The sequence below is a fragment of the Streptomyces sp. NPDC002130 genome, from assembly GCF_040296465.1.
Lineage (GTDB): Bacteria > Actinomycetota > Actinomycetes > Streptomycetales > Streptomycetaceae > Streptomyces.
This window is the reverse complement of the sequence record NZ_JBEOXI010000011.1, coordinates 41,488-63,822: the sequence shown is the minus strand read 5'-3', so window position 1 is coordinate 63,822 and position 22,335 is coordinate 41,488. Positions and strand designations below refer to the sequence as shown.

General features: G+C 70.5%; 12 protein-coding genes and 1 pseudogene. 6 read left to right on the top strand and 7 right to left on the bottom strand.

Going from position 1 to position 22,335, the window contains the following annotated elements; translation table 11 throughout:
• The 4 genes from ABT116_RS03710 to ABT116_RS03695 form a co-directional block, all read right to left on the bottom strand.
• Positions 1 to 865: chorismate-binding protein (locus tag ABT116_RS03710; protein WP_502983812.1), on the bottom strand; the 865-nt coding region annotated here is incomplete at its 3' end.
• 36 nt (positions 866 to 901) lie between these two features.
• On the bottom strand, positions 902 to 1,939 hold the full coding sequence (sbnB, locus tag ABT116_RS03705) for a 2,3-diaminopropionate biosynthesis protein SbnB (RefSeq protein WP_351627267.1): 1,038 nt from the start codon (positions 1,937 to 1,939) through the stop codon (positions 902 to 904).
• 137 nt (positions 1,940 to 2,076) lie between these two features.
• A complete protein-coding gene (locus ABT116_RS03700) occupies positions 2,077 to 5,073 on the bottom strand; it encodes an AfsR/SARP family transcriptional regulator (RefSeq protein WP_351627264.1) in 2,997 nt (998 codons plus the stop codon).
• Between the two features lie 925 nt (positions 5,074 to 5,998).
• On the bottom strand, positions 5,999 to 6,259 hold the full coding sequence (locus ABT116_RS03695; protein WP_351627272.1) for a hypothetical protein: 261 nt from the start codon (positions 6,257 to 6,259) through the stop codon (positions 5,999 to 6,001).
• On the opposite strand from ABT116_RS03695, the pseudogene ABT116_RS03690 reads away from it, so the two are divergent.
• A pseudogene (locus ABT116_RS03690) lies at positions 6,149 to 6,705 on the top strand (alpha/beta fold hydrolase); the annotation flags it as partial. The gene ABT116_RS03695 and the pseudogene ABT116_RS03690 sit on opposite strands and share 111 nt — an antisense overlap.
• A gap of 56 nt (positions 6,706 to 6,761) precedes the next feature.
• Here ABT116_RS03690 and ABT116_RS03685 read toward each other — a convergent pair.
• A complete protein-coding gene (locus ABT116_RS03685) occupies positions 6,762 to 7,208 on the bottom strand; it encodes a hypothetical protein (RefSeq protein WP_351627270.1) in 447 nt (148 codons plus the stop codon).
• Positions 7,209 to 7,511: 303 nt separating this feature from the next.
• Here ABT116_RS03685 and ABT116_RS03680 point away from each other — a divergent pair, with 303 nt between their 5' ends.
• The 5 genes from ABT116_RS03680 (at position 7,512) to ABT116_RS03660 (ending at position 16,786) form a co-directional block, all read left to right on the top strand.
• Positions 7,512 to 10,070, top strand: a complete 2,559-nt coding sequence (locus tag ABT116_RS03680) for a GH32 C-terminal domain-containing protein (RefSeq protein WP_351627261.1) — start codon at positions 7,512 to 7,514, stop codon at positions 10,068 to 10,070.
• A 439-nt stretch (positions 10,071 to 10,509) separates the two neighbouring features.
• Entirely contained in the window at positions 10,510 to 10,932 is a 423-nt protein-coding gene (locus tag ABT116_RS03675) for a hypothetical protein (protein WP_351627259.1), read from the top strand.
• On the top strand, positions 10,922 to 11,578 hold the full coding sequence (locus ABT116_RS03670) for a hypothetical protein (protein WP_351627256.1): 657 nt from the start codon (positions 10,922 to 10,924) through the stop codon (positions 11,576 to 11,578). Before ABT116_RS03675 ends, ABT116_RS03670 begins: the two co-directional genes overlap by 11 nt.
• Before the next feature lie 2 nt (positions 11,579 to 11,580).
• Positions 11,581 to 16,302, top strand: coding sequence for a putative T7SS-secreted protein (locus tag ABT116_RS03665; RefSeq protein WP_351627253.1), 4,722 nt, complete (start codon positions 11,581 to 11,583; stop codon positions 16,300 to 16,302).
• A 154-nt stretch (positions 16,303 to 16,456) separates the two neighbouring features.
• Complete coding sequence (locus ABT116_RS03660; protein WP_351627251.1) at positions 16,457 to 16,786, top strand: hypothetical protein; 330 nt, start codon at positions 16,457 to 16,459, stop codon at positions 16,784 to 16,786.
• Between the two features lie 1,594 nt (positions 16,787 to 18,380).
• On the opposite strand, the gene ABT116_RS03655 is transcribed toward ABT116_RS03660, so the two are convergent.
• Positions 18,381 to 19,709, bottom strand: a complete 1,329-nt coding sequence (locus tag ABT116_RS03655; protein ID WP_351627249.1) for a class I SAM-dependent RNA methyltransferase — start codon at positions 19,707 to 19,709, stop codon at positions 18,381 to 18,383.
• A 121-nt stretch (positions 19,710 to 19,830) separates the two neighbouring features.
• Positions 19,831 to 21,882, bottom strand: coding sequence for an APC family permease (locus ABT116_RS03650; protein WP_351627246.1), 2,052 nt, complete (start codon positions 21,880 to 21,882; stop codon positions 19,831 to 19,833).
• Between the last annotated feature and the right edge of the window lie 453 nt (positions 21,883 to 22,335).

Below are 22,335 nucleotides of genomic sequence, written 5' to 3'. Positions count from 1 at the left end.
GCGACGGGTTGCGGTGCCGCAACCGCCGGTAGACCTCGAGCGGGGTCAGCTCGGTGTCCACGTCGATGCGGTGCCCGATCTGGATCTGGTAGATGTCCCCGACGCCGATGTGTGCCAGGCAGCGTTCCACCTGGGCGAGGAAGGTCCGCTCGTCGGTGCTGTCACGGACCGTGCGCGGGGTGGGCGCCGCGGGCAGCGGGGCGGGCTCGGGCGCGGGCGGGCGCAGTCCGGCGGCGACGGTGGCGAGGAGGCCGGGGTCCGCGGCGGGTGGGAAGTCCGGGCAGCGGGCGGTGAGCTGCCGGGCGGTGCCCGCGTCGAGGTCGTAGCGCACGACCTCGCGGAAGAGGGTCAGGACGAGGTCGGGGCCGCCGTCGGCGGTGCGCTCGGGCAGCCGTTCCATGTGCCAGGCGGCGCCGTAGCCGACGGTGGCCAGGAAGCCGAAGGCGTATTCGTCCGCGGGCGCCGAGGTCTCCACGGTGAACGCCCGCTGGGCGGCCCGCAGCAGTTCCCACACCTGGCCGGAGTCGGCCAGGGCGCGTGCCCCGTCCGGCAGTTCGGCCAGCCCCAGGTCGGCGGCGGCGGCGCGCAGCGCCTCGGTGACGGCGGGGGCCCCGTCGACGGTGACGCGGTCGGCGTGCACCTGGAGTTCGGCGAGCCGGCCGTGGCCGACGACGGCGCCGTTGCCGTCCTCCTCGGGGGCGGCGAGGCTCTCCAGCAGGAAGACCTCGTCGCCGGCGCGGGCGCGCAGGGCCGTGTACAGGTCCAGCGGGTCGTGCGGGGGCAGGACGGTCTCGTCGACGCGGACGGTGAGCGACCGGCGTGGTGCGCCGGCCGCTCGGGGCGGTGAGTCGAGCAGTGTGGTCACAGGTGAACCCCATCCTCGAAAGGTGGCGGGCGATGGTCAGCCGTAGCGGCGCAGCTCGTGGAAGAAGTCCTGCTCGACGGCGAGTTCACCGGAGTCGAGCAGCCGGTCGTAGACGTGCTTGCCGACGGCGAGGTCGAGGACGCCGAGTCCGAACGGCGAGAAGAACACCGGCCGGTCGGTGGGCACGGCGGCCGCGCCGGTCAGCACGTCGTAGAGGGTGCCGTCGATGAACTCCCGTCCGCCGCTGAGCCGTTCGGCCAGGTGCGGGGAGGTGTCGGCCTTCAGGCAGTGCTCGACGTCGTCGACGAAGTTGGCGCCGGTGAGGATCACCTCGGGCGCCAGGTCGCGCAGCGACACGTGCAGCACCAGGGGGTGGTGGCCGAACCAGCCGGGGTCGGTGACGTGCGGGGTGCCGGCGACGGTGGCGAAGACGACGAGGTCGCTGCCGCGGACGAGGTCCTCGGCCGACCCGTGCACGGTGACCCGGCCCCCGGACCCGGAGCGGTCGAGGTGTCCGGCGAACCCGGCGGCGTGCTCCGCCGACAGGTCGTGCACGCCGATCTCGTCGAACTCCCAGCCGGTACCCGCCAGATACTGGTGGATGTACCGGGCGATGAGACCGGTGCCGAAGAAGCCGACGCGGCGCGGCCGGTCCCCGCGGGCCCGACCGAGGGTCTCGGCGGCCAGCGCCGCGGAGGCGGCCGTACGAGCCGCGCTGATGATCGAACTCTCCAGGCAGGCCAGCGGGTAGCCGGTGTCCGGGTCGTTGAGGATGAGCACGGCGGAGGCACGCGGGAGGCCCGCCGCCACGTTGTCGGGGAAGCTGGAGATCCATTTCAGGCCGTCCACACCGATGCCGCCGCCGATCGACGCGGGGAGCGCGATGATGCGGGAGGCCGGCCGGTCGGGAAAGCGCAGGAAGTAGGACGGCGGATTGACGGTGTCACCGGCACCGTGGACGCGGTACGCCGTTTCGATCAGACGCACCACCTCCTGGTGCCGGCCCGCCAGGACCCGGTGGACCTGGGCCCCGGAGATCACGGCGAAGGTGGGCGCCTTGGCGACAGGCGGCATCGTGTACTCCACGTTTCGGCTGACAGTGGTACCGGCCGAACGTAGGCAGCCCTCTTATCGGTGGGGTATCGGACGTCTACAACGGCACTTGGGGGACCCGGGCTCCCCGGCCCGCCGCGCCCGGCCGCCGCCCGGCGTCAGCCTTCCTGGTTCTCCAGCCGGGCCAGCGCGCGTTCCGCCTCCGCCCGCCACTGCGGGGCGTCGGCGCGGACGAAGACGTCGTGGGCGGCGGTCAGCCGTTCACGCGCCGCGTCGTGGCGGCCCAGGCGGCGCAGCGTGTCGCCGAGGGCGAGGTTGATCCGGCCGTCGACGAGGGGGGCGTCGATGTGTTCGACGACCTCCAGTGCCTCGGTCAGCGTGGTCGCGGCGGCCTCCACCTCGTCCGCGCCCAGGCGGCTCTCCCCGAGCCCCAGCAGGGCGTAGGCGAGCCCCACCCGGTCGGACTTGTCGGTGACCAGGGCGACCACCTGCTGGAACGCCTTTTCCGCCAGGTCGAAGTCCGACCGGGCCAGATGCACCCGGCCCAGCCGGTGCAGGGTCTGGGCGGCACCGCGCCGGCTGCCGCCGCCGATGGACTCCATGAGCTGTACCGCTTCGAGACTCAGCTTCATCGCCAGCTCGGTGGAGCCGCGGTCCAGTTCGATCTGCGCCATGTTGTCGAGCGTGTGCGCCTCGGAGGAGGTGTCGCCGACCCGGCGCAGGATGTCCCGGGCCGTCCGCAGCCGGTCCATGGCGACGTCCAGGTTGCCGCGGAACCGGTCCAGGATCGACAGGTTGCGCAGGTTCAGCGCCTGCCCGTGTTCCTCGCCGGCCTGCTCGAACAGCTCCAGCGCCTCGCTGTAGCGGGCGTGCGCCTCCTCCAGCCGGCGGTAGGACTGGGCGACGCCGCCCAGCTGGTGGAGCATGGCGGCCTGCCCGCGCAGGTTGCCCGTCCGGCGGGCCGCGGCCAGCGCCGCCTCGGAGCAGATCCGCCAGTCGTCCAGGTAGTGCCGGGTCTCGAAGAGCACCGCCGCCGAGACCGTGAGGTCCCAGGCGAGGTCGGCCATGCCCAGGGCGGCCGTCTGCTCGACCGCGGCGACCAGCGGCAGGCGTTCCGCCTCCAGCCACTCCAGCGGCGAGTCGAGGAGTTCGTCGAGGTGGATGGGGTCGACCGGCCGGCGCGCCACCTCGCTGTGCACGACGCTGAAGTGGCCCCCGTACTCCCGCCGGTGGGCCTCCTCCGCGATCGTCAGCCAGGTGCGGAAAGCGCGCTCGCGGGCGGCCCGCTGGGCGTCCGGCGGCTCCTCGGCGTAGGCCCGCTCGCGGGCGTAGAGGCGCATCAGGGTCTGCAGCCGATAGCGCAGCCGGCCGGTCGCGTCGACGCCGACGACCTCCAGGAACTGGGCGTCGACGAGGTCCTCCATGATCCGCTCGGCGTCCAGCACGTCGATGTCGAGCAGCGCGCCGCCGACCCAGGCCGCGAAGTCCGGCACGTCGAGCAGGCCGAGCCGCCGGTAGAGCAGCGCCGCGTCCTCGGGCAGATAGCGGTACGACAGCGCGAAGCTGGCCCGCACCCGGGAAGCGCCCTGGCTCAGCTCGTCGAGCCGGCGTGCCTCGTCGTTGAGCCGGGTCACCAGGTGCCGCACGGTCCAGTGCGGTTTGGAGGCGAGCCGGGCGGCGGCGATGCGCAGTGCCAGCGGCAGCCGGTCGCACAGCTCGGCCAGCCGTACGGTGTCGGCGCGGGCGGAGGCGATGCGTTCGGTGCCGACGATCCGGCCGAGGAGTTCCACGGCCTCCGGCTCGGGCAGCACGCCGAGGTGCACCCGGGCTTCCTGCGGCCAGGTGACCAGCTCCTCGAGCTGGTCCCGGCTGGTGACCAGTACGGCACAGCGCCCGCTGCCGGGCAGCAGGGTGCGCAGCTGCGCATAGGAGCGGACGTTGTCCAGGACGACGAGCACCTGCCGTTCGGCGAGCACGCTGCGGTACAGCGCGACGAGCGCCTCCGTCTCCGGCGGTATCTGGTCACTGGGCACGCCCAGCGAGCGCAGGAAGCGGCTGATGACGTCGGCGGCGACGGTCGGCTCGTGCTCCTCGTCGTAGCCGCGCAGGTCGGCGAAGAGCCGTCCGTCCGGGAAGTGTGCGGCGGCCCGGTGGGCCCAGCGGACCGCGAGGCCGGTCTTGCCGACGCCCGCGATGCCGGTGATCAGCCCGAAGGCGGGCCCCTGTTGCCGGTCCCGGTCGGCCACCAGCAGGTCCAGTACCGCGAGTTCTGGCTCGCGGCCGGTGAAGCCGGGTACGTCCGGCGGGAGTTCGGAAGGGACGATGACGGAGTCGGAGCGCAGCGCGTCGGTGGTGACGACCGGCGGCGCGGGGGCGAGGGAGGGGTCGTCGCGCAGGATCGCGTCGTGCAGTTCCTGGAGGTCGGGGCCCGGCTCCATGCCGAGTTCCTCGATGAACTGGGAGCGCGCCTCCCGGAAGGTGCCCATCGCCTCGGCCCGCCGCCCGGACCGGTATTGCGCGAGCATCAGATGGTGCCGGGTGCGCTCGCGCAGCGGATGCTCCCGCACGACGGCCGCCAACTCCGGTACGAGGTCCTGGTGGCTGCCGAGTTCCAGCAGGACGGCGGTGGCGTCGTCGTAGGCGTTGAGACGGTGTCCTTCCAGCCGGGCGGCCTCGTCCTCCACCACCGGGCTGGCGATGCCGGCGAAGGCGGGGCCCGTCCACAGGGCGAGGGCACGCGCGTAGCTGTCGGCCGCGTCGGCGTGCCGGCCCTGCTCCACGGCCGTCTCGGCGTCTCTGACCAGCCGGGCGAAGTCCACCGAATCGACCGCGTGGCCCTCGGATCTGAGGACGTATCCGGGGTGGGCGGTGACGATGATGTCCTCGGTGACGCCCTCGGCCTTGAAGGCCTTGCGCAGGGCGGCGATCACGATCGCGATCTGGGTGCGGGCGGTGGCGGGCGGGCCGTTGTTCCAGACACCTTCGACGAGGGTGTCGACCGGCACGATCCGGCCAGGGTTGAGCAGCAGCAGAGCCAGGACCGTTCGCTGGCGCGCACCGCCGACGGTGAGCGCACGGCCGTTCGCCGTCACCGACAGGGGCCCCAGGACCTTGAAACCGAGCCGCTCGCCCACGGATGTCCCCCCGAACTCCACCCACCGTCCTCACCGGAGCGCCTGGACGACAATACCTGAGCGGCCGGGCCGGTTCGCTGGCGTTTTCCAGCCGTCCCTGAGGTCAGGGGCTTCGACGGCGCGGAATTGGGGAATCCTCTTTCCTTTTCGTGGATTGTACAAGGGATCGGTTGTGCGAATTCGCAGCGAGTAATCCGGGAGGGATAACCGCTTCCGATAATCCGTTGCCCCTTACATCAGGTAACCGCGAAACTCCCCGGTACCTGTAGTGGCCGGATTCCACCCCGGGATCCGGCCGTCCCGCTCGCACAGATGGCCGATTCGCTATCGCACAGGTGATCCGATCAGGCCATACCGGACAACCGCCCCGCTCGGCAGGCCCACCGGGGCCCGGGGAGCAAGGGGGAGCAGCCGGAAAACGCCGATTCCCGGGGCCGGATCAACGATGTCCACCGCCCCGCGGGCGGACGCGGAACCGGCACCCTGACCGAAAACGATCAGGCCGCGGAGGCACGAACGGCTACTCAGCGCCCGTCCGAAGCCCGCAGGACCGCGCGACCGTGCCCGCCGGTTACGGCGCGGCCCTCAGCAAGGGCAGCGGCACCCCGGGCGGCAGCCGTGGGCACATTTCTGCGACCGCCGTTGAGGCCATTCGCCCTCTCGGTGAGATCCTCGCGCGGGCCGGTCAAAGCCTCGTCGACCGCCGCGGCCGACTCCGCCCTGCTCGCGCCTACCGCACACCTCGGAGAGCAGAAGGAGGCCTATTTCCAAACCAAGCGCACGCCGATGTCGAACAGACCGTGGAACTGCCCTAATGAAGGACACGCCCCCGGCAGACATCTCGGCGCCGTACACCGCGCGGCCGCGGGCGAAACCCCGTTCAGCCGGGACGCCCTGCGCCGGCTGATCGATCGGGCGGTGGCCATGCCGGAGCCCGCTGCCCGCGCTACGGCCTGCTCGCCATGCACTCCTCTGCGGGCTCCTGGTGGACCTCGGTGGTCCGCTCCTCCGGCGCCGACCTGGGGAGCCGGTGCAGGGCGGCCGTTCCGAGGGCGGCGTGCAGGAGGCTCGCCACGACCACGACGACGTGCAGGCCGACGTGACATTGGCCGGGGAGTCCATGGGGGCGGTGCTCGCCCTGACCACCGCGGCCGATCTCCCCGAGCGGGTACGACGGGTCGTCGCGGTGAACACCTACGACTTCCACGGCGGAATCGCCCGGTCGAGCCTCCTCGCCCGCGTGGTGGTCAGCGGCGTTCTCGCCCCCGGAGTGGGGCCGGTGATCGCCGGGGTGGAGCCCGAGCCCGCCCTCCGCAAGATCCTCCAGGGCGGCCTCGGCGACAAGAGCGCGCTGCGGGCGGACTACGTGGGACGAGCTCCTCCGGGTCGGCGCCCGTCCCGGCTACCCCACGGTCGCCCGAGCCGTGTACCAGGCCCTGCCCAGCCTCATCGCGGCCCGCTCGCGCTACCGCGAGGTCAAGGCGCCCGTCCACCTCGTCTACGGCGAGGAGGACTGGTCCCGCCCCTCGGACCGGCAAGCCAACAAGCGGCTGCTTCCGGCAGCCGAGTTCACGCGGGTTCCGAAGGCCGGGCACTTCATCCGCCCTGGAACGCCCCGACGTGCTGGCCTACCTGCTGAACGCGGTGGCGTGACCGCCCGGGACCACTGTGGTCACTGGTGCGCCTCGGTCATCCAGGCGACCCACAGGTCAGAGCCCTTTGCGGCAGGCTCCAGAATCGCCACGCACTCCACGTGCGACGTCATGGGCAAGATGTCTCACGACGAGGCAGCGGAAGAAGCACCAGTTCAAGGAGCGTTCGTCGATGGTCTTGCCGGGGCCGGTGCCGGGGCCGCCGGAGACCCGGAAAGGGCCGCTGTAGCGGCGGCCGACAAGCTTGGCCTGGGCGGGGTGGAGGAAGACCTTCCAGGCGCGGAAGTCGCCCTCTTCGATGATGTCCTTGAGGGTGTCGTCGATGGTGGTGACCGTGGTGCGGGCGAGCGCCGCGTCCAGGTCGTGCCGCTCCGATGCGTCGAGTTCGACGTCGACGGGAGCGGTGACTACTGCGCACTTCCGCGATGGACAGGCCTGCGGCCAGGCCTGATCTCGCCTCGCCCTTGGCGATGCCGTTTCGAAGCACGCGAGACACCCCCCCACCCCCTGCCCTGCACGTTCATCGGCCCCGAGGCCGCTGCGGCCGGCCCGTACACGCCGCCGCATCGAAACGACGACACCCGCGAACTGCCGGTTCTGTCCGAGCAATCACGCCCGGACCGTTGACGCGGCGGCCGGATGGGGCCTCATAATCGGGCACTCGCTGTCATCGATGACACAAGTCAACGATGACACTCTGGGTCGACGGCACGGAGGGCCGGCACCGGCCCGGGGTGCACTTTTTCGGTCCGTCGCGCAGAAGCCGCAGTCACCGCTGCGCCGACGGCCGCGGGACAAGGAGACACCATGAGCTCTGCACGCGTATCCCGGCACGCCCGCACACGGATGATGGCGGCGGTGGCGACCGTCTGCGCCCTGTCGGCGACCACGCTCGCTCCCCATGCCGTCGCAGCCGACACCCCGATGTACACCGAGACCTACAGACCCCAGTTCCACTTCACGCCGCAGAAGAACTGGATGAACGACCCCAACGGCCTCGTCTACTACCAGGGCGAATACCACCTCTTCTACCAGTACAACCCGAACGGCAACTCCTGGGGCGACATGTCCTGGGGCCACGCGGTGAGCAGGGATCTCGTGCACTGGAAGGAGCTGCCGCTCGCCCTGTCGCACGACGACGAGGAGATGGTCTTCTCCGGCGGTGCGGTGGTCGACTGGGACAACACCACCGGGTTCGGCACGAAGAAGAACCCGCCCATGGTGGCGATCTACACCAGCGCCTACAAGAACGGCGGCAAGCAGGCCCAGTCGCTCGCCTACAGCACCGACCGGGGCCGCACCTGGACCAAGTACCAGGGCAATCCCGTGATCGACATCGGCTCCAAGGACTTCCGCGACCCCAAGGTCCAATGGTACGCACCCACCAAGAGCTGGCTGATGACGGTGTCGCTGTCCGCCGAGCACAAAGTGCGGTTCTACTCGTCCAAGAACCTCAAGGACTGGGATCTGCAGAGCGAGTTCGGGCCGGCCGGCGCGACGGGCGGCGTGTGGGAGTGCCCCGACCTGTTCCCCCTCGCGGTGGACGGGGACAAGAAGAAGATCAAGTGGGTCCTGGTCGTCAACATCAACCCCGGTGGCATCGCGGGCGGTTCGGCCGCCCAGTACTTCGTCGGAGACTTCGACGGCAAGAAGTTCACCCCCGACGACAAGGGCACCTACACCCCGCCCACGGGCAAGGTCGTGCAGGACTTCGAAGGTGCCGGCTTCGGTGACTGGACGGCGACCGGGACCGCGTTCGGCCAGGGGCCCGCAGCCGGGGCAGTGGACGGTCAGGGAACCGTCGCGGGCTTCGACGGCAGGGGTCTCGCCAACAGTTTCCACGGCGGTGACGGCGCCACCGGCCTCCTCACCTCCCCGTCCTTCACCGTGGACAGCCCCTACCTCAACTTCAGGATCGGCGGCGGGCGGCACCCGCACGAGGCCGGAACCGTCCTGGACGGCACTGCGCCCGAGGGCACGGTCCTCGCCGACTTCGAGGGCGGAACCTACGGCGGCTGGACGGCGACCGGGGACGCCTTCGGCACCGCACCGGCGGGCGGCACCCTCCCCGGCCAGCAACAGGTCTCCGGCTTCCTCGGAGACGGGCTGGCCAACACCTTCCTGAACGGCGACGCCACCACCGGCACCCTCACCTCGCCCGAGTTCACGATCGACAAGAAGCACGTCAACTTCCTCATAGGCGGCGGCAATCACCCCGCAGGCTCCGCCGACCCCACCGCCGTCGAGCTCCTCGTGGACGGCCAGGTCGTCCGCAGCGCCACCGGAAAGGACACCGAGGCGCTCAACTGGGCCTCGTGGGACGTCAGTGACCTCGCCGGCAAGAAAGCGCGGATCAGGATCGTCGACGACAACACGGGCGGCTGGGGCCACCTCAACGTCGACCACATCGTGCTGTCCGACACCCAGGCCGCACGCGTCTCCCAGGAGACGTCCGTCAACCTGATCGTCGACGGCAAGGTCGTCCGCAGCGCCACCGGCTCCGACAGCGAGACCCTGGACTGGGCGTCCTTCGACATGCGCCCCTACGCGGGCAAGAAGGCGCGGATCCAGGTCGTGGACAAGAACACCGCCGGCTGGGGCCACGTACTGGCCGACCAGTTCACCGCCGCCGACAAGCCCGCCAAGTCCGTCGTGCAGCGCGCCGACTGGGCCGACTACGGCAAGGACTACTACGCGGCGGTGTCCTGGGAGAACGCGCCGGGCGGCAAGCGCTACATGATCGGCTGGATGAACAACTGGGACTACGGCCAGTCCGTCCCCACCTCGCCCTGGCGGGGCGTGCAGAGCGTCCCGAGGGAGATGGCCCTGCGCACCGTCGACGGCCGAACGCGCCTGACCAGCAAGCCGGTGGGCAGCCTGGAGTCCCTGCGCGGGATGCGCCCGGCGACGGCTTCCGGCGTCACCCTCAAGAGCACCTCGAAGCCCCTGACCGGCCCCGGGGCCAAGGGCAAGGCGCTCGACATCGAGGCCACCTTCTCCCTCAAGGACGCGGACCGCTTCGGCCTGAAGGTGCGCACCGGAGCGGGCGGCGAGGAGACCGTCATCGGCTACGACACCACCACCCAGGAGCTGTACGTCGACCGCACCCGTTCCGGCGCCGGGGACTTCAACGGCACCTTCCCCGGCGTGCAGACGGCGCCCCTGAAGGCCAAGAACGGCAAGGTCAAGCTGCGTATCCTCGTCGACTGGTCATCCGTCGAGGTCTTCGGCGGCGACGGCGAGGCCGTGATCACCGACCAGGTCTTCCCCGATCCCTCCAGCACCGGCGTCGCGGTGTTCGCCGAGGGAGGCACCGCCACCCTCGACGACCTGCGCGCGTGGCAGCTGGGGTCCATCTGGCGGTGATCAGGCGGGGCCGTGCGCCGGTCGGCAGGAGCGGCTTCCGGCGCGTGGCTTCCGGCGAGGCAGGCGTCAGGGCAGCGGCGTGAAGCAATGTCCCGTTCCTATGGCGACAGCATGACTCCGGCATCCGTCCGGGACGAAGTCGGCAGGCTTTCCGCCCGTTCCGCGTCAGCGATCCTCAGTCGACGCGTTCCACGAGCAAGAACAAGCCCCAATGCGCACACTCGTCGGCGTACCGCACCCGGGCGGCCGCGTGACGGACATACCGAAGCTGCACACGGCTCCTGGCGCGAATCTGCCCCGTGAGTGCTGGCCCTGTCTCCACAGCGGTCTCGAACTGAGGGCGACACGCAGGGCCATGATGCGCTCCGGGAGAACCGCCGACACGTTCGCGTGCGTCGTGATCTACGGTGCCATCAGTCGCCTACGCCGGGGAGGGCCCGTGGAGCTGACAAGTACAGCGCTCGCCGAGCGAATCGCCGAGCAGAGAAGGGGAGTCGGCGACCCTCGGGCGCTGGTCGGTGAGATGCGGCGCTCGGTCCTGCTGGTGCCCACGGCCGGTGGGGGCCTGTGGTCGGCGTGGTCGGGCGGGGTGCGGTGGATCTGCGGGTTCACCGACGAGGCGGCACTGGCCCGGTTCGCTCTGCTGCACGGATCCGGTGATCAGCCCATGGACTACGCGGCGCTGCTGGGCGCGCGCATCGTCGACGAGGTCGTGCCGTCTTTGGACGAGCCCGCCGGCCTGGCCGTCGACATCGCCACCGAGGACGGGTCGATGTTCTTCCCACCGGTCGTGGGCGTCGTTGCGGACGACGTCGCCGTCGACTCCGGCGCGGCCAAGGAGGGGCGCGGCCATGGGCGTTGACGGGGCCGATCTGCAGTTCGACAGGGTGTCGGTCGCGAAGTTCACGCAGGGCGTGGGCGCGACCATCGACGGGCTCGGTGATCTGGGCGGCGCCACCGGTTCGGTGCTGGGCAAGGGCTTTTCGGAGCTGGCGATGACCGGGATGGAGGCCGGGCACCACGGCCTCTCGGTCGACTTCGAGGACTTCTGCGAACGCTGGGAGTGGGGTGTGCGGGCCCTGGTGGGCGACGCCAGCGCGCTCGCGAACCGCCTCGGACTGGCGGCGGGCACCCAGTGGGAGCACGACCAGTACGTCGAGGGCACGCTGAAGGTGGGCGTCAATTCCGTGATGGGCGGCAACCCGCACGCCACCGAGGAGGAGATCGCCCAGCAGGGCTGGGGTGACATCGTCACGCCGGACTACCTGAACCCGGACTGGAGCGCGGAGTCGTTCGACAAGGCGGGTGAGGACATCGAGCAGACGTGGAAGGACACCGGCCGCACGGTGCTCACCGAGGGCGATGGCGGCCGGCGGTCGCAGGCGATCATCGACGCGTCGGGGGTCTCCGAGGACCAGTGGAACCAGGCGCTGGACGACACCTTCGGCCCGTCGCCGGAGGAACGCGCCCAGCGGGCGCAGCAGCAGGGTGAGTCCGGGGGGAACTGACAGTGGGTATAGGCGACTTCCTCAGCGACATCACGCCCGACTCGGTCGAGAACGCGGTCGAGGACGGTGTCGAATGGGCGGGCAACCGGGTCGAGGACGCCGGCAACTGGACCGCCGACCGGCTGCAGGACGTCGGCTGGGAGTCCGGTGCCGACTGGGTGCGCGAGCAGTCCCGTTCGGTCGCCAACCGCATGGGCGCCGAGGTCGACGAGATGGACCTCGGGCAGACCGAGGACAAGACCAAGCTGATCTACGGCAGCCCGAGCAAGGTCACCGCCACCGCCGACAAGCTCCGGGCCTTCCAGACGGCCTTTGACGACGCCGGTGACGGCCTGAAGGGCCTGGACTCCTCCCGCCTCAAGGGCGAGACGGCCGAAGCCCTGCGCACCGCGGTGAGTACCCAGCCGCCCAAGTGGTACGCCGCCGCCGACGCCTGCGCGAAGGCGCTCGGCGCGCTCGACGCGTTCGCCGGCACGATCACCTGGGCACAGGGACAGGCGCAGACGGCGATCGACAAGTGGAAGGAGGGTGTCAAGGCATCCGAGGACGCCGCCGACGCCCACCGCAAGAAGGTCGACGACTACAACAGCGCCGTCGACCGCTACAACGCCCAGCCCGCCGACAAGCGCGACCCGTCCTCGCTCCCTGCCAGGCCCGCCGCGACGTTCGACGACCCCGGCAAGAAGCTGATGCAGGAGGCCCAGGACATCCTCGCCGAGGCCCGCAAGCAGCGGAACTCGGCGGCGGAGACGGCACGCGCCGCGGTCCGCGCCGCCCGCGACATGGCCCCGCAGAAGCCCTGCTACGCCGAGCAACTGGCAGGCGGGCTCCAGGAGTTCCAGATCATGGGCGACCACGTCGGCGGCGGCATCATCAAGGGCACGGCGGGCATCCTCAACTTCGTCCGCAGCGTCAACCCCGTCGACCCGTACAACATCACGCACCCGGCCGAGTACGCCACCTCCCTCAACAGCCTCGCCGCCGGACTGATCGTCGCCGGCAACGACCCGGTCGGCACCGGCAAGCAGATGATCGGCGACTTCATGAAGGACCCGGCCGAGGGCTTCGGCCGGCTGATCCCCGACCTCGCACTGACCGCCGCCACCGGTGGCGGCGGCGCCGCGGTCAAGGGCATCCGCATCGCCGAGGAGGCCGCCGACGCCGCACGGGCGCGCAAGCTGATCGACGACGCCCCCGACGGCACCCACAACCGCCCCGACGGCGACCGCACCACCGACGGCACCGACCCCGTCGACCTCGCTTCGGGCCGGATGTACCTGCCCCAGACCGACGTCGAAATACCCGGCATCCTGCCGCTGGTCTTCACCCGCCGCACCGAATCCGGCTGCGCGGTCGGCCGCTTCCTCGGCCCCTCCTGGACCTCCACCGTCGACGAACATCTGCGCATCGACGCCATCGGCGTCGTCCACGTCACCGCCGACGGACTCCTCATCCCCTACCCGCACCCGGTCCCCGGCGCGCCCACCACCCCGTCATCGGGCAGAGCCCGCACCCTGCTGGCCCGCGACGCCGACGGCGACTACACGCTCACCGACCCCGACAGCGGCCTGACCTTCCACTTCACCGCCCCGCCCGGCAACGAACCAGGGGGCGACGGCGTCGCCTGGCTGTCGGGCGTCACCGAACGCAACGGCCACACCGTCACCGTGGACCGCACCGAGGGCGGCCTGCCGCTGGCCCTGGCCCACTCGGCGGGCCACCAGGTGAAGCTGTCCGTCGCCGACGGCCTGGTCACCGCCCTGTCCCTGGCCGGCGCGGGAGAGGGCGGCGCGGACCTGCCCCTGATGAGCTACGGCTATCAGGACGGCAACCTCACCACCGTCACCAAACCCTCCGGTGCCACCACCACCTTCGTCTACGACGACCGCCGCCGCGTCATCGCCTGGATCGACTCCAACGGAAGCCGCTACGACTACGTCTACGACGACCGCGACCGCGTCATCGCCGAAGGCGGCGAAGCGGGCCACGTCCAGATCACCCTCACCTACACCGAACCCGACCCCGAAACCGGCCACCGGACGACGGTCCTGACCACCGCCGACGGCCGGGCCACCCGGCATCTGATCGGCCCCGGATGCCGCGTCCTGGCCACCATGGACCCTCTCGGCAACACCACCCGGTTCCACTACGGCCCGAGCGGCGACCTGCAGTTCCGCACGGACCCACTGGGCCGCACCACTGCGTTCTCCCACGACGAGGAGGGCCGGCTTGTCACGGTCACACGTCCCGACGGCACGGAACTCCGCGTCGTTCGCGCCCAGTCCGGCCTGCCCACGGAGCGTCACGATCCGGACGGCGCCCGATGGCTCCAGGAGTTCGACGAGCGGGGAAACCGTACGGCGGTCACCGATCCCGCCGGCCATACCACCAGCTACACCTACGACGAGTCCGGCCTCCTGACGTCTGTCACCGATGCCCTGGAGGCCACCACCGTCGTGCGCTGCGACGAGGCAGGCCGCCCGGTGGAGGTGACCGCCCCTGACGGCGGCACCACCCGCTTGGAACGCGACGCCCTCGGCAGGCCGGTCCGCATCACCGACCCGGTGGGCGGCGTCATCCGCCTGGAGTGGCACGCCGACGGACAACTCGCCCGGCGCACCGGCCCCGACGGCGCCACCGAGTCATGGACCTACGACGGCGAGGGCAACTGTCTCACCCACACTGATGCGGCGGGCGGAGTGTCCCGCTTCGAATACACCCACTTCGACCTCCTCGCCGCCCGCACTCGGCCCGACGGCGCACGATACGAGTTCGAGCACGACACGGGTCTGCGGCTCACCCGGGTCACTGACCCGCAGGGGCTCGTCTGGACGTACGGGTACGACCGGGCCGACCGGCTCGTGTCCGAGACCGACTTCGACGGCCGCACCGTCACCTACGGCCTCGACGCCGCCGGACAGGTCACCACCCGGACCGATCACCTCGGCGGCGTGGCCGCCTATGCGTACGACGAACTCGGCCGGATGGTCCGCAAGGAGGTCGCGGGTCGGGCCACTGTCCATGCCTACGACCACGCCGGACGCCTGATTCAGGCGTCGAGTCCCGACAGCGAACTGGTGCGCCGCTACGACCGGTGCGGCCGGCTCAAGACCGAACTCGTCGACGGCCGTGCCCTCGACCACGCCTTCGACCCCGTCGGCCGCCGGATCCGTCGCATCACCCCGACCGGACTGGTCACGAGCTACGCCTACGATGCCGCGGGCCGCCCCACCCGGGCGACCTCCGGAGGCCACGACATCACCTTCACGCACGACGCGGCCGGACGCGAAGTGGAACGCGTCTTCGCCGGCATCGTCACCCAAACGTCCGCCTGGGACGAGGCCGGCCGGCTGTCGGGCCAGCACCTCACGGCTGGTTCCCGCACCCTCAACCAGCGCACGTACGCCTACCGCGCCGACGGCCGTCTCACCGCAACGTCCGACCGGGTGTCGGGGGCGCGAACTTTCGACCTCGACCCGGCCGGGCGGGTCACCGCCGTCCACGCACGTGGCTGGAGCGAGCGGTACGCATACGATGCGAGCGGCAACCAGACCTCGGCCGCTTGGCCCGACTCACACCCCGGCCACGAGGCCACCGGCCCTCGCGCCTACACCGGCACGACCGTCACGCGTGCTGGTGACACCCGCTTCGAGCACGACGCCCTTGGCCGCGTCACCCTGCGCCAGAAGGTGCGGCTCTCCCGCAAACCGGACACCTGGCGCTACACGTGGGACGCCGAGGACCGCCTCATCTCCGTGGTCACCCCCGACGACACCCACTGGCGCTACCGCTACGATCCCCTGGGCCGGCGCACTGCCAAGCAGCGCCTGGCGGCGGACGGCAAGACCATTGCAGAGGAGATCCGCTTCACCTGGGACGGCCTGACCCTCTGCGAACAGACCACCGTTTCGAGCGACCTGCCTCGTCCGGTAGCACTCACCTGGGAGCACCGCGGCCTCACGCCCCTCGCACAAACCGAGCGCATCCTCACCCCGGACGCCCGTCAGGAGGAGATCGACCGGCGCTTCTTCGCCGTGGCCACCGACCTGCTCGGCACTCCCACCGAACTGGTCGACGAGTCCGGGCGCATCGCCTGGCGCGCCCGCACCACGCTGTGGGGAACCACCGCTTGGTCCCGCTCCAGCACGGCCTATACCCCCCTTCGCTTCCCCGGCCAGTACTACGACCCGGAGACCGGCCTCCACTACAACCTCTTCCGTCACTACGACCCGGAGACCGGCCGGTACACGTCTCCGGACCCTCTGGGGCTCTCGCCGGCGCCGAACCCGGTCGCCTACGTGACCAACCCGCACACCGTTTGCGACCCCTTCGGCCTGTCGCCGTACCCGAACGGCGACGGCCCGGCCATCGGCGAGTACACCTCCAAAGGCGAGGGGCAGGATCTCAAACGCTCCGCCATGGTGGGCGACGACCAGTGGCACTTCAACACCGGCCACGGCTACGACCGAGCCCACACCGGCCCGGACGGAACCACGAACGATCTGCGTACCACCAACTTGAAGCCCAACCAGATCGAACAAGCAATCGTCTCCGACGTGTACGCGTACATGAGGGACGGCGGGGTTGTTCCCCGCGCCAGGACCCCCGAGTTCAGCGGCCCGCTCGACAGGTCGGTGCAGATCGACGGGCATGACGTCGGCTACCGGGTCATTCAGCGGCCCGACGGCGCCTATCAACTGTCCACCTACTGGCTCAATCCATAGGGGACGGGTCCCCCCGAGCCCGGCTTCGCACCGGCTGCCCGGGCGGCACCGGGATCGACTGCTAGGGTCTGGGCGCCCATTCCGTCCACCACCATTCCGTCCACCACCACGGCGCTCCGGGGCGCCGGAAGCAATCTGTCTGGAGAAGCGCGCCATGCCCGATCCGACCCCTGCGGCCAGGAGTCTCAGCCAGGCGATCGACGGCGGTGACAGCCGACAGGTCAACGAAACGACCCGCGAGTTCGTCGAGAAGCTCACCTTCGCGACCGCGGACGAAATCCTCGCCATGCTCGAGGACGTCCTCACCGAGGACTGGATGGCCCTGCCGCCCTGGGCCCGGAACCTCGCTTACCGTCTGGCCTGCCTGCAACGTCCCGACGACCCGCAATTGCTCCGGGAAGCAGCCTCAGATCTGCTGTCCTTCGGACCCGACTGGGACACGTTCGCCGAGGACCTCAAGAGGCGCGCGGCGGAACTGGAATAGAGCCTGAATTCCGTAGAGGCCTGACAGATGCACTGTCCGAGCCCATCCGTGGCGCCACGAGTCGAAGCGAATGCGGGTGAGCACGATCGTGTGCAGGGCATTGTCGGCGGCCCGGTCGCCGCCGCGGTTGAGGCGGCGACGGTGCTACGTCCGGACGTGGCCGGCATCGGCGCGACCCCGGCCACGTGCGCGAACACGGCTTCTGGGCGCATCCAGTGGAAGGCATCGAGCAAAGGTTCCGGGCGACCCTGTCGATAATGTGCCGGCGCCCATAGCGGGGTTGACGATCGTCACCTGCTCGTCCGCGAAGCCGGCATCGTGACGCCCCGCCAGATGTACACCGCGAGGACGACGACCGCAAAGGCTTGGCCGAGAACGTCCTCGGCCGAACCGCGCTTGGGCCCCGGCACCCGCTTGGGCCGGATTGTGACCGACCAGGGAGGCAGGAATTCCCGATGGCTGGGATTCCCCAGCCATGCGGCCGGTCCAGAGCCCCGAGACGAGCGCCACCCAAGCGCCAATAAGCTTCCGACCAAGCCGCGAGGGTGTTCTCGGAGCAGACCGAGCTGCCACGACCAGTTGCCCCAGCAGGGTCCGTCCCGCTCACTCCAGAGGCCAGCCGGCCCATCATGGCGAGCGCCACCAGGAATGGAGGCATGCCCTCCAGCCCACAACACCCCGCACCCATGCCGAAGAACCTCTCGATGCACAGGGCCAGAAGCGGGGTCAACAAGCGCTCAGCAGACCATGGTTTCGCTCTGGTCGAGTGAGGCATCGCGATGTCTTGGGTGCGCTTCATGGTCGAGGGGTGCGTCGATCAGCGCAAGAACCAAGAAATGAGTAGGTAGCAAAGCCCTGAGGGAGATCAGTCGCCGGGCAGGCTGCGACCCCATCGGCATGGTGATCAATTGGAGCCGACCCCTGGTGTGTCCCTCTACGCTGGCCTCCATGTCCTCGGGCGTGGGGAAGCTGGCGTGAGCAGGTCAGCGCGCCATGCGTCGCCGGATACCCGTACGCCGCATCCGGCGGTCAGCCGACCTGCCGGGAGGCGCTCCCCTTCGCCCGCCGGGTGAGGGCACGCCGCCTTTGGCGCCCGAGCTGCGCCAGTGCCCGGCCGTACCGTGCGCGCGCCACGGTGCGCAATGGGGGTGGGTGGCGGGCCGGGGTGCGGAAAGGCCCGCACCCCCCATCGGCTGATGTTCGCCGGAATGGGGGTCCGCTCTCCGAGCGGGCGCTCCGCACAGCCTCAAGGAGGGGTCGGTTTCCCACCCGGCGAGCGCGGTGTCAACCACCGGGGAACTTCGAGGCCAACGCGCTGCTCGACGGGTTGCGCCCGACAAGTCGACTGACCCGCGCCATCTGATCGAGGACGACCACCTCACGCTTCGTCAGGAACAGCGTCGAACGAGCGTCAAGACATTTCCCGAACCCGTCCCTTACGGAGTTGAGGCAGAGCGTTCTCGAGCCACGCCCCCGCTGCGAAACCGCAGGTGAGACACGAGGCGGAGAACCTGCAGCATGCTCTACACGGTGGACCTACGGAAACATGTCAGCATGCCCCGCCCGCAACCTGGGGAATCGATAAATCAGCAGGTCAGGTGCCCTTTGCCGCAGGCTCAAGAATCGCCACGCACTCCACGTGCGAGGTCATCGGGAACAGATCGAACGCCCGCAGCGTCCGCACCCGATACCCCCCGTCCCGGAAATACCCCAAGTCCCGCGCCAGCGCAGCCGGATCACACGCCACGTACGCGATCCGCCGCGCCCCCAGCGAGGCCAGGTGCTGGACCGTCTTGCGGCCCGCCCCCGCCCGCGGCGGGTCCAGCACGATCAGGTCGACCTCCGAGATCCCGGTGCGCGGCAGCACGCTCTCGACCTTGCCCTGCTCGATCCGCACCCGCTCGAAGTCCGCGAGGTTGTGCCGCGCGTCCTCCACCGCCCGCTTGCCCGACTCGATGCCGAGGACGGCGCCCTGGTCGCCGACGCGGTCGGCCAGGGCCCCGGCGAAGAGGCCGACGCCGCAGTAGAGGTCGAGGGCCATGTCGCCCTTGCGCGGGAGCAGGCCCTGCATCACGGCCGTCACCAGCGTGTCGGCCGCCTTCGGGTGGACCTGCCAGAAGCCGCCGTTGCCGACCCGGTGCGTGCGGCCGTCCGCACGTTCGCGGACGAAGGGGCGGCCGTGCACGCGGTGGACGCCGCCGGAGCGCTCGTCCACGCGCAGGACGGAGACCGGGCGGTCGAGCTCGACCAGCGGCAGGCGCGCACCCGGCTTCGGCGTGAGGATCACCTGGCGGTCCTGGGAGCCCGTCGCCGCGATCGCCTCGACGGAGTCCATGCCCGTCCAGACCCGCTTCTCGATGCCCAGCTCGCTGACGCCCTCCGCCGCGATCATGCAGTGGTCGATCGGCTCCACTTCGTGCGAGCGGTGCCGGCGCAGGCCCGCCCGGCCGTCGGCGGTGACGGCGTACTGGACGCGGGTGCGCCACGCCGGTACCTGGCCCGCGGGCACCTTGTCGCCCTCGGCGGGCAGCACCGTGCCGTCCCATCCGGCCTCCTCCGGGGTGAGCCCGGCGAGGTGCTGGAGCTGTTCGGCGATGACGTCGGCCTTCAGACGCCGCTGCGCGCCCGGCTTGGCGTGCTGCCAGTCGCAGCCGCCGCAGCGGCCGGGGCCGGCGAACGGGCAGGGCTCGTCGATGCGGTCCTTGGACGCGTCCAGCACCGTCACGGCGTCGGCACGCAGGAACCGCGCGCCCTCCTCGCCCTCCGTCACCCGCGCCACGACCCGCTCCCCGGGCAGCGCGTGCCGTACGAACAGCACCTGGCCCTCGGACGTGCGGGCGATGCAGTGGCCGCCGTGGGCGACGGGGCCGACCTCGACCTCGTACTCCTCCCCCACCAGCGACTTCCTCGGTTCTGCCTGCATGGCGGAGTGACTCCAAAACGCGTGAGGGGGAAAGGCCGAACGAAAACGGCCGGACAACAGCCCACCAGTCTACGTGGCTGCCGCCCGGCCGTTTCACACGAGCCGTCGCTCCGGAAGTTCCTCAGGACTTGGGCTCGGAGGACTCCTTCGACCGCACCTGCGCGGGACCCCGGCGCACGGAGCCCGGCGCGTTCCAGTCCTGCTGCCTGCGGGCCCGGCGCTTGGCCGCCTCGGAGGACTGCAGCTGGTACGGCACCGAGGTCACCATGATCCCGGGCGTGAACAGCAGCCGACCCTTCAGCCGCAGGGCGCTCTGGTTGTGCAGCAGGTGCTCGTACCAGTGGCCGACGACGTACTCGGGGATGATCACCGACACCGCGTCGCGCGGCGACTCCTTGCGCAGGCTCTTGACGTACTCGATGATCGGCCGCGTGATCTCGCGGTAGGGCGAGTCCAGGACCTTCAGCGGTACGTCGATGCCGCGCCGCTCCCACTCCTCGCGCAGGGCCTTGGTCTCCGTCGGGTCGACGTTGACGCTGACGGCCTCCAGGGTGTCCGAGCGCATCAGCTTGGCGTAGGCCAGGGCGCGCAGCGTCGGGCGGTGGATCTTGGAGATCAGCACGACCGAGTGGACGCGGGAGGGCCGCACACTGTCGTCGCTCGGGCCCTCGGGGGCGGCGATCTCGGCGGCGACCCGATCGTAGTGCTTCCGGATGGCCGTCATCGTCGCGAAGAAGATCACCATGCCGAGCAGGGCGACCCACGCGCCGTGGGTGAACTTGGTGACGAGGACGACCACCAGCACCAGGCCGGTGAAGAAGGCGCCGAAGGCGTTGATGGCGCGGGAGCGGACCATGTGGCGGCGCTTGGCCTGGTCCTTCTCGGTGGCCAGGTGGCGGTTCCAGTGCCGGACCATGCCGGTCTGGCTGAGCGTGAAGGACACGAACACGCCGACGATGTACAGCTGGATCAGGCGGGTGGAGTCGGCTCCGTAGATTCCCACCAGCAGTGCGGCGGCGCCCGCGAGGAGCACGATGCCGTTGGAGAAGGCCAGCCGGTCGCCGCGGGTGTGCAGCTGGCGCGGCAGGTAGCGGTCCTGGGCGAGGATCGAGCCGAGCAGCGGGAAGCCGTTGTAGGCGGTGTTGGCGGCGAGGAACAGGACCAGCGCGGTGGCGGCGGCCAGGATGATGAACAGGAAGCTGCCCTTGCCGAAGACGGCCTCGGCCACCTGGGAGATCACCGGGTTCTGCACGTAGTCCGGGCCGAGTGGGACGCCGTTGTGGATGAGGTCCTTGGCCGGGTTCTCGGCCATGCGGACGTCGGTCGCGGCGGCCAGCGCGATGATGCCGCAGAACATGGTGACGGCCAGCAGGCCCATCATCGCGAGGGTGGTCGCGGCGTTCTTCGACTTGGGCTTGCGGAAGGCCGGGACGCCGTTGGAGATGGCCTCGACGCCGGTGAGGGCGGCGCAGCCGGAGGAGAAGGCGCGCAGCAGCAGGAAGACCAGGGCGAAGCCGGCCAGGCCCTGATGCTCGGGCTTGATGACGTAGTCCGCCGTCGGGGCCCGCATGGTGTCGTCCAGGACCAGTCCGCGGAAGGCCCCCCAGGCGATCATGGTGAAGACGCCCGCGACGAACACGTAGGTCGGGATCGCGAACAGCGAGCCGGACTCCTTCACCCCGCGCAGGTTCATCAGGGTCAGCAGCACGATCACCCCGATCGCGCAGAGCACCTTGTGCTCGACAACGAAGGGGACGGCGGAGCCGAGGTTCTCGATGCCGGAGGAGATCGACACCGCGACGGTGAGGACGTAGTCCACGAGCAGCGCACTCGCGACCGTCAGGCCGGCCTTGGGCCCGAGGTTGGTGTTCGCCACCTCGTAGTCGCCGCCGCCGCTGGGGTAGGCGTGCACGTTCTGCCGGTACGAGGCGACCACGGTGAACATCAGCACGACGACCGCGACGGCGATCCACGGGCTGAAGTGGTACGCCGTCACTCCCGCGATCGACAGGACCAGTAGCACCTCGCCGGGCGCGTACGCCACGGAGGAGAGCGGGTCGGAGGCGAAGACGGGGAGTGCGATGCGCTTCGGCAGGAGCGTTTCGCCCAGCCGGTCACTGCGCAGTGCGCGCCCGATCAGGATCCGTTTGGGCACGTCGGTCAGTTTGGACACAACAGAGGATCGTAGGCGTTCGATTGCGAGGTCGCCCACCCGCCACCCCCCAACGGCGTTCCGTCTGCTCTCCGAGTGAATTCAGAGGCGCATGCGGCTGAGGATTCCGCAGGTCACCCCCTTCTCATGCCTATATGACTAAGCCCCGTCCGCTTCCCGGCCGTTGCCGCCCCTGGAGGTCCCATGCACACCCCCGCCCAGCTGATCGGCGCCGCGGCCACTCTTGTCGCCCTCGGAATCCTGACGCTGGCGAGCGTGCGCAGCATCAGCCGCCGCAAGGACGTGTCACCGGGGGCGCGCTAGGCGTTCGGGGCCCCGGCTGCTCGGACCGCTCCGGCTCCGCCGCCCCCGCCTTTCGGCTCCCGTTCTCGTGGCTCATGACGGGTTCCTCCCCGGGCCAGGGGCCGGGCAGGGCCTCGGCAACGCCCTCGGCTTTGCGGATACGTTGGAGTC

Coding starts and splice junctions, on each gene's coding strand:
- sbnB (WP_351627267.1), bottom strand. CDS start 1,939: ATGCCGCCTGTCGCCAAGGCGCCCACCTTCGCCGTGATCTCCGGGGCC.
- ABT116_RS03680 (WP_351627261.1), top strand. CDS start 7,512: ATGAGCTCTGCACGCGTATCCCGGCACGCCCGCACACGGATGATGGCG.
- ABT116_RS03670 (WP_351627256.1), top strand. CDS start 10,922: ATGGGCGTTGACGGGGCCGATCTGCAGTTCGACAGGGTGTCGGTCGCG.
- ABT116_RS03660 (WP_351627251.1), top strand. CDS start 16,457: ATGCCCGATCCGACCCCTGCGGCCAGGAGTCTCAGCCAGGCGATCGAC.
- ABT116_RS03655 (WP_351627249.1), bottom strand. CDS start 19,709: ATGCAGGCAGAACCGAGGAAGTCGCTGGTGGGGGAGGAGTACGAGGTC.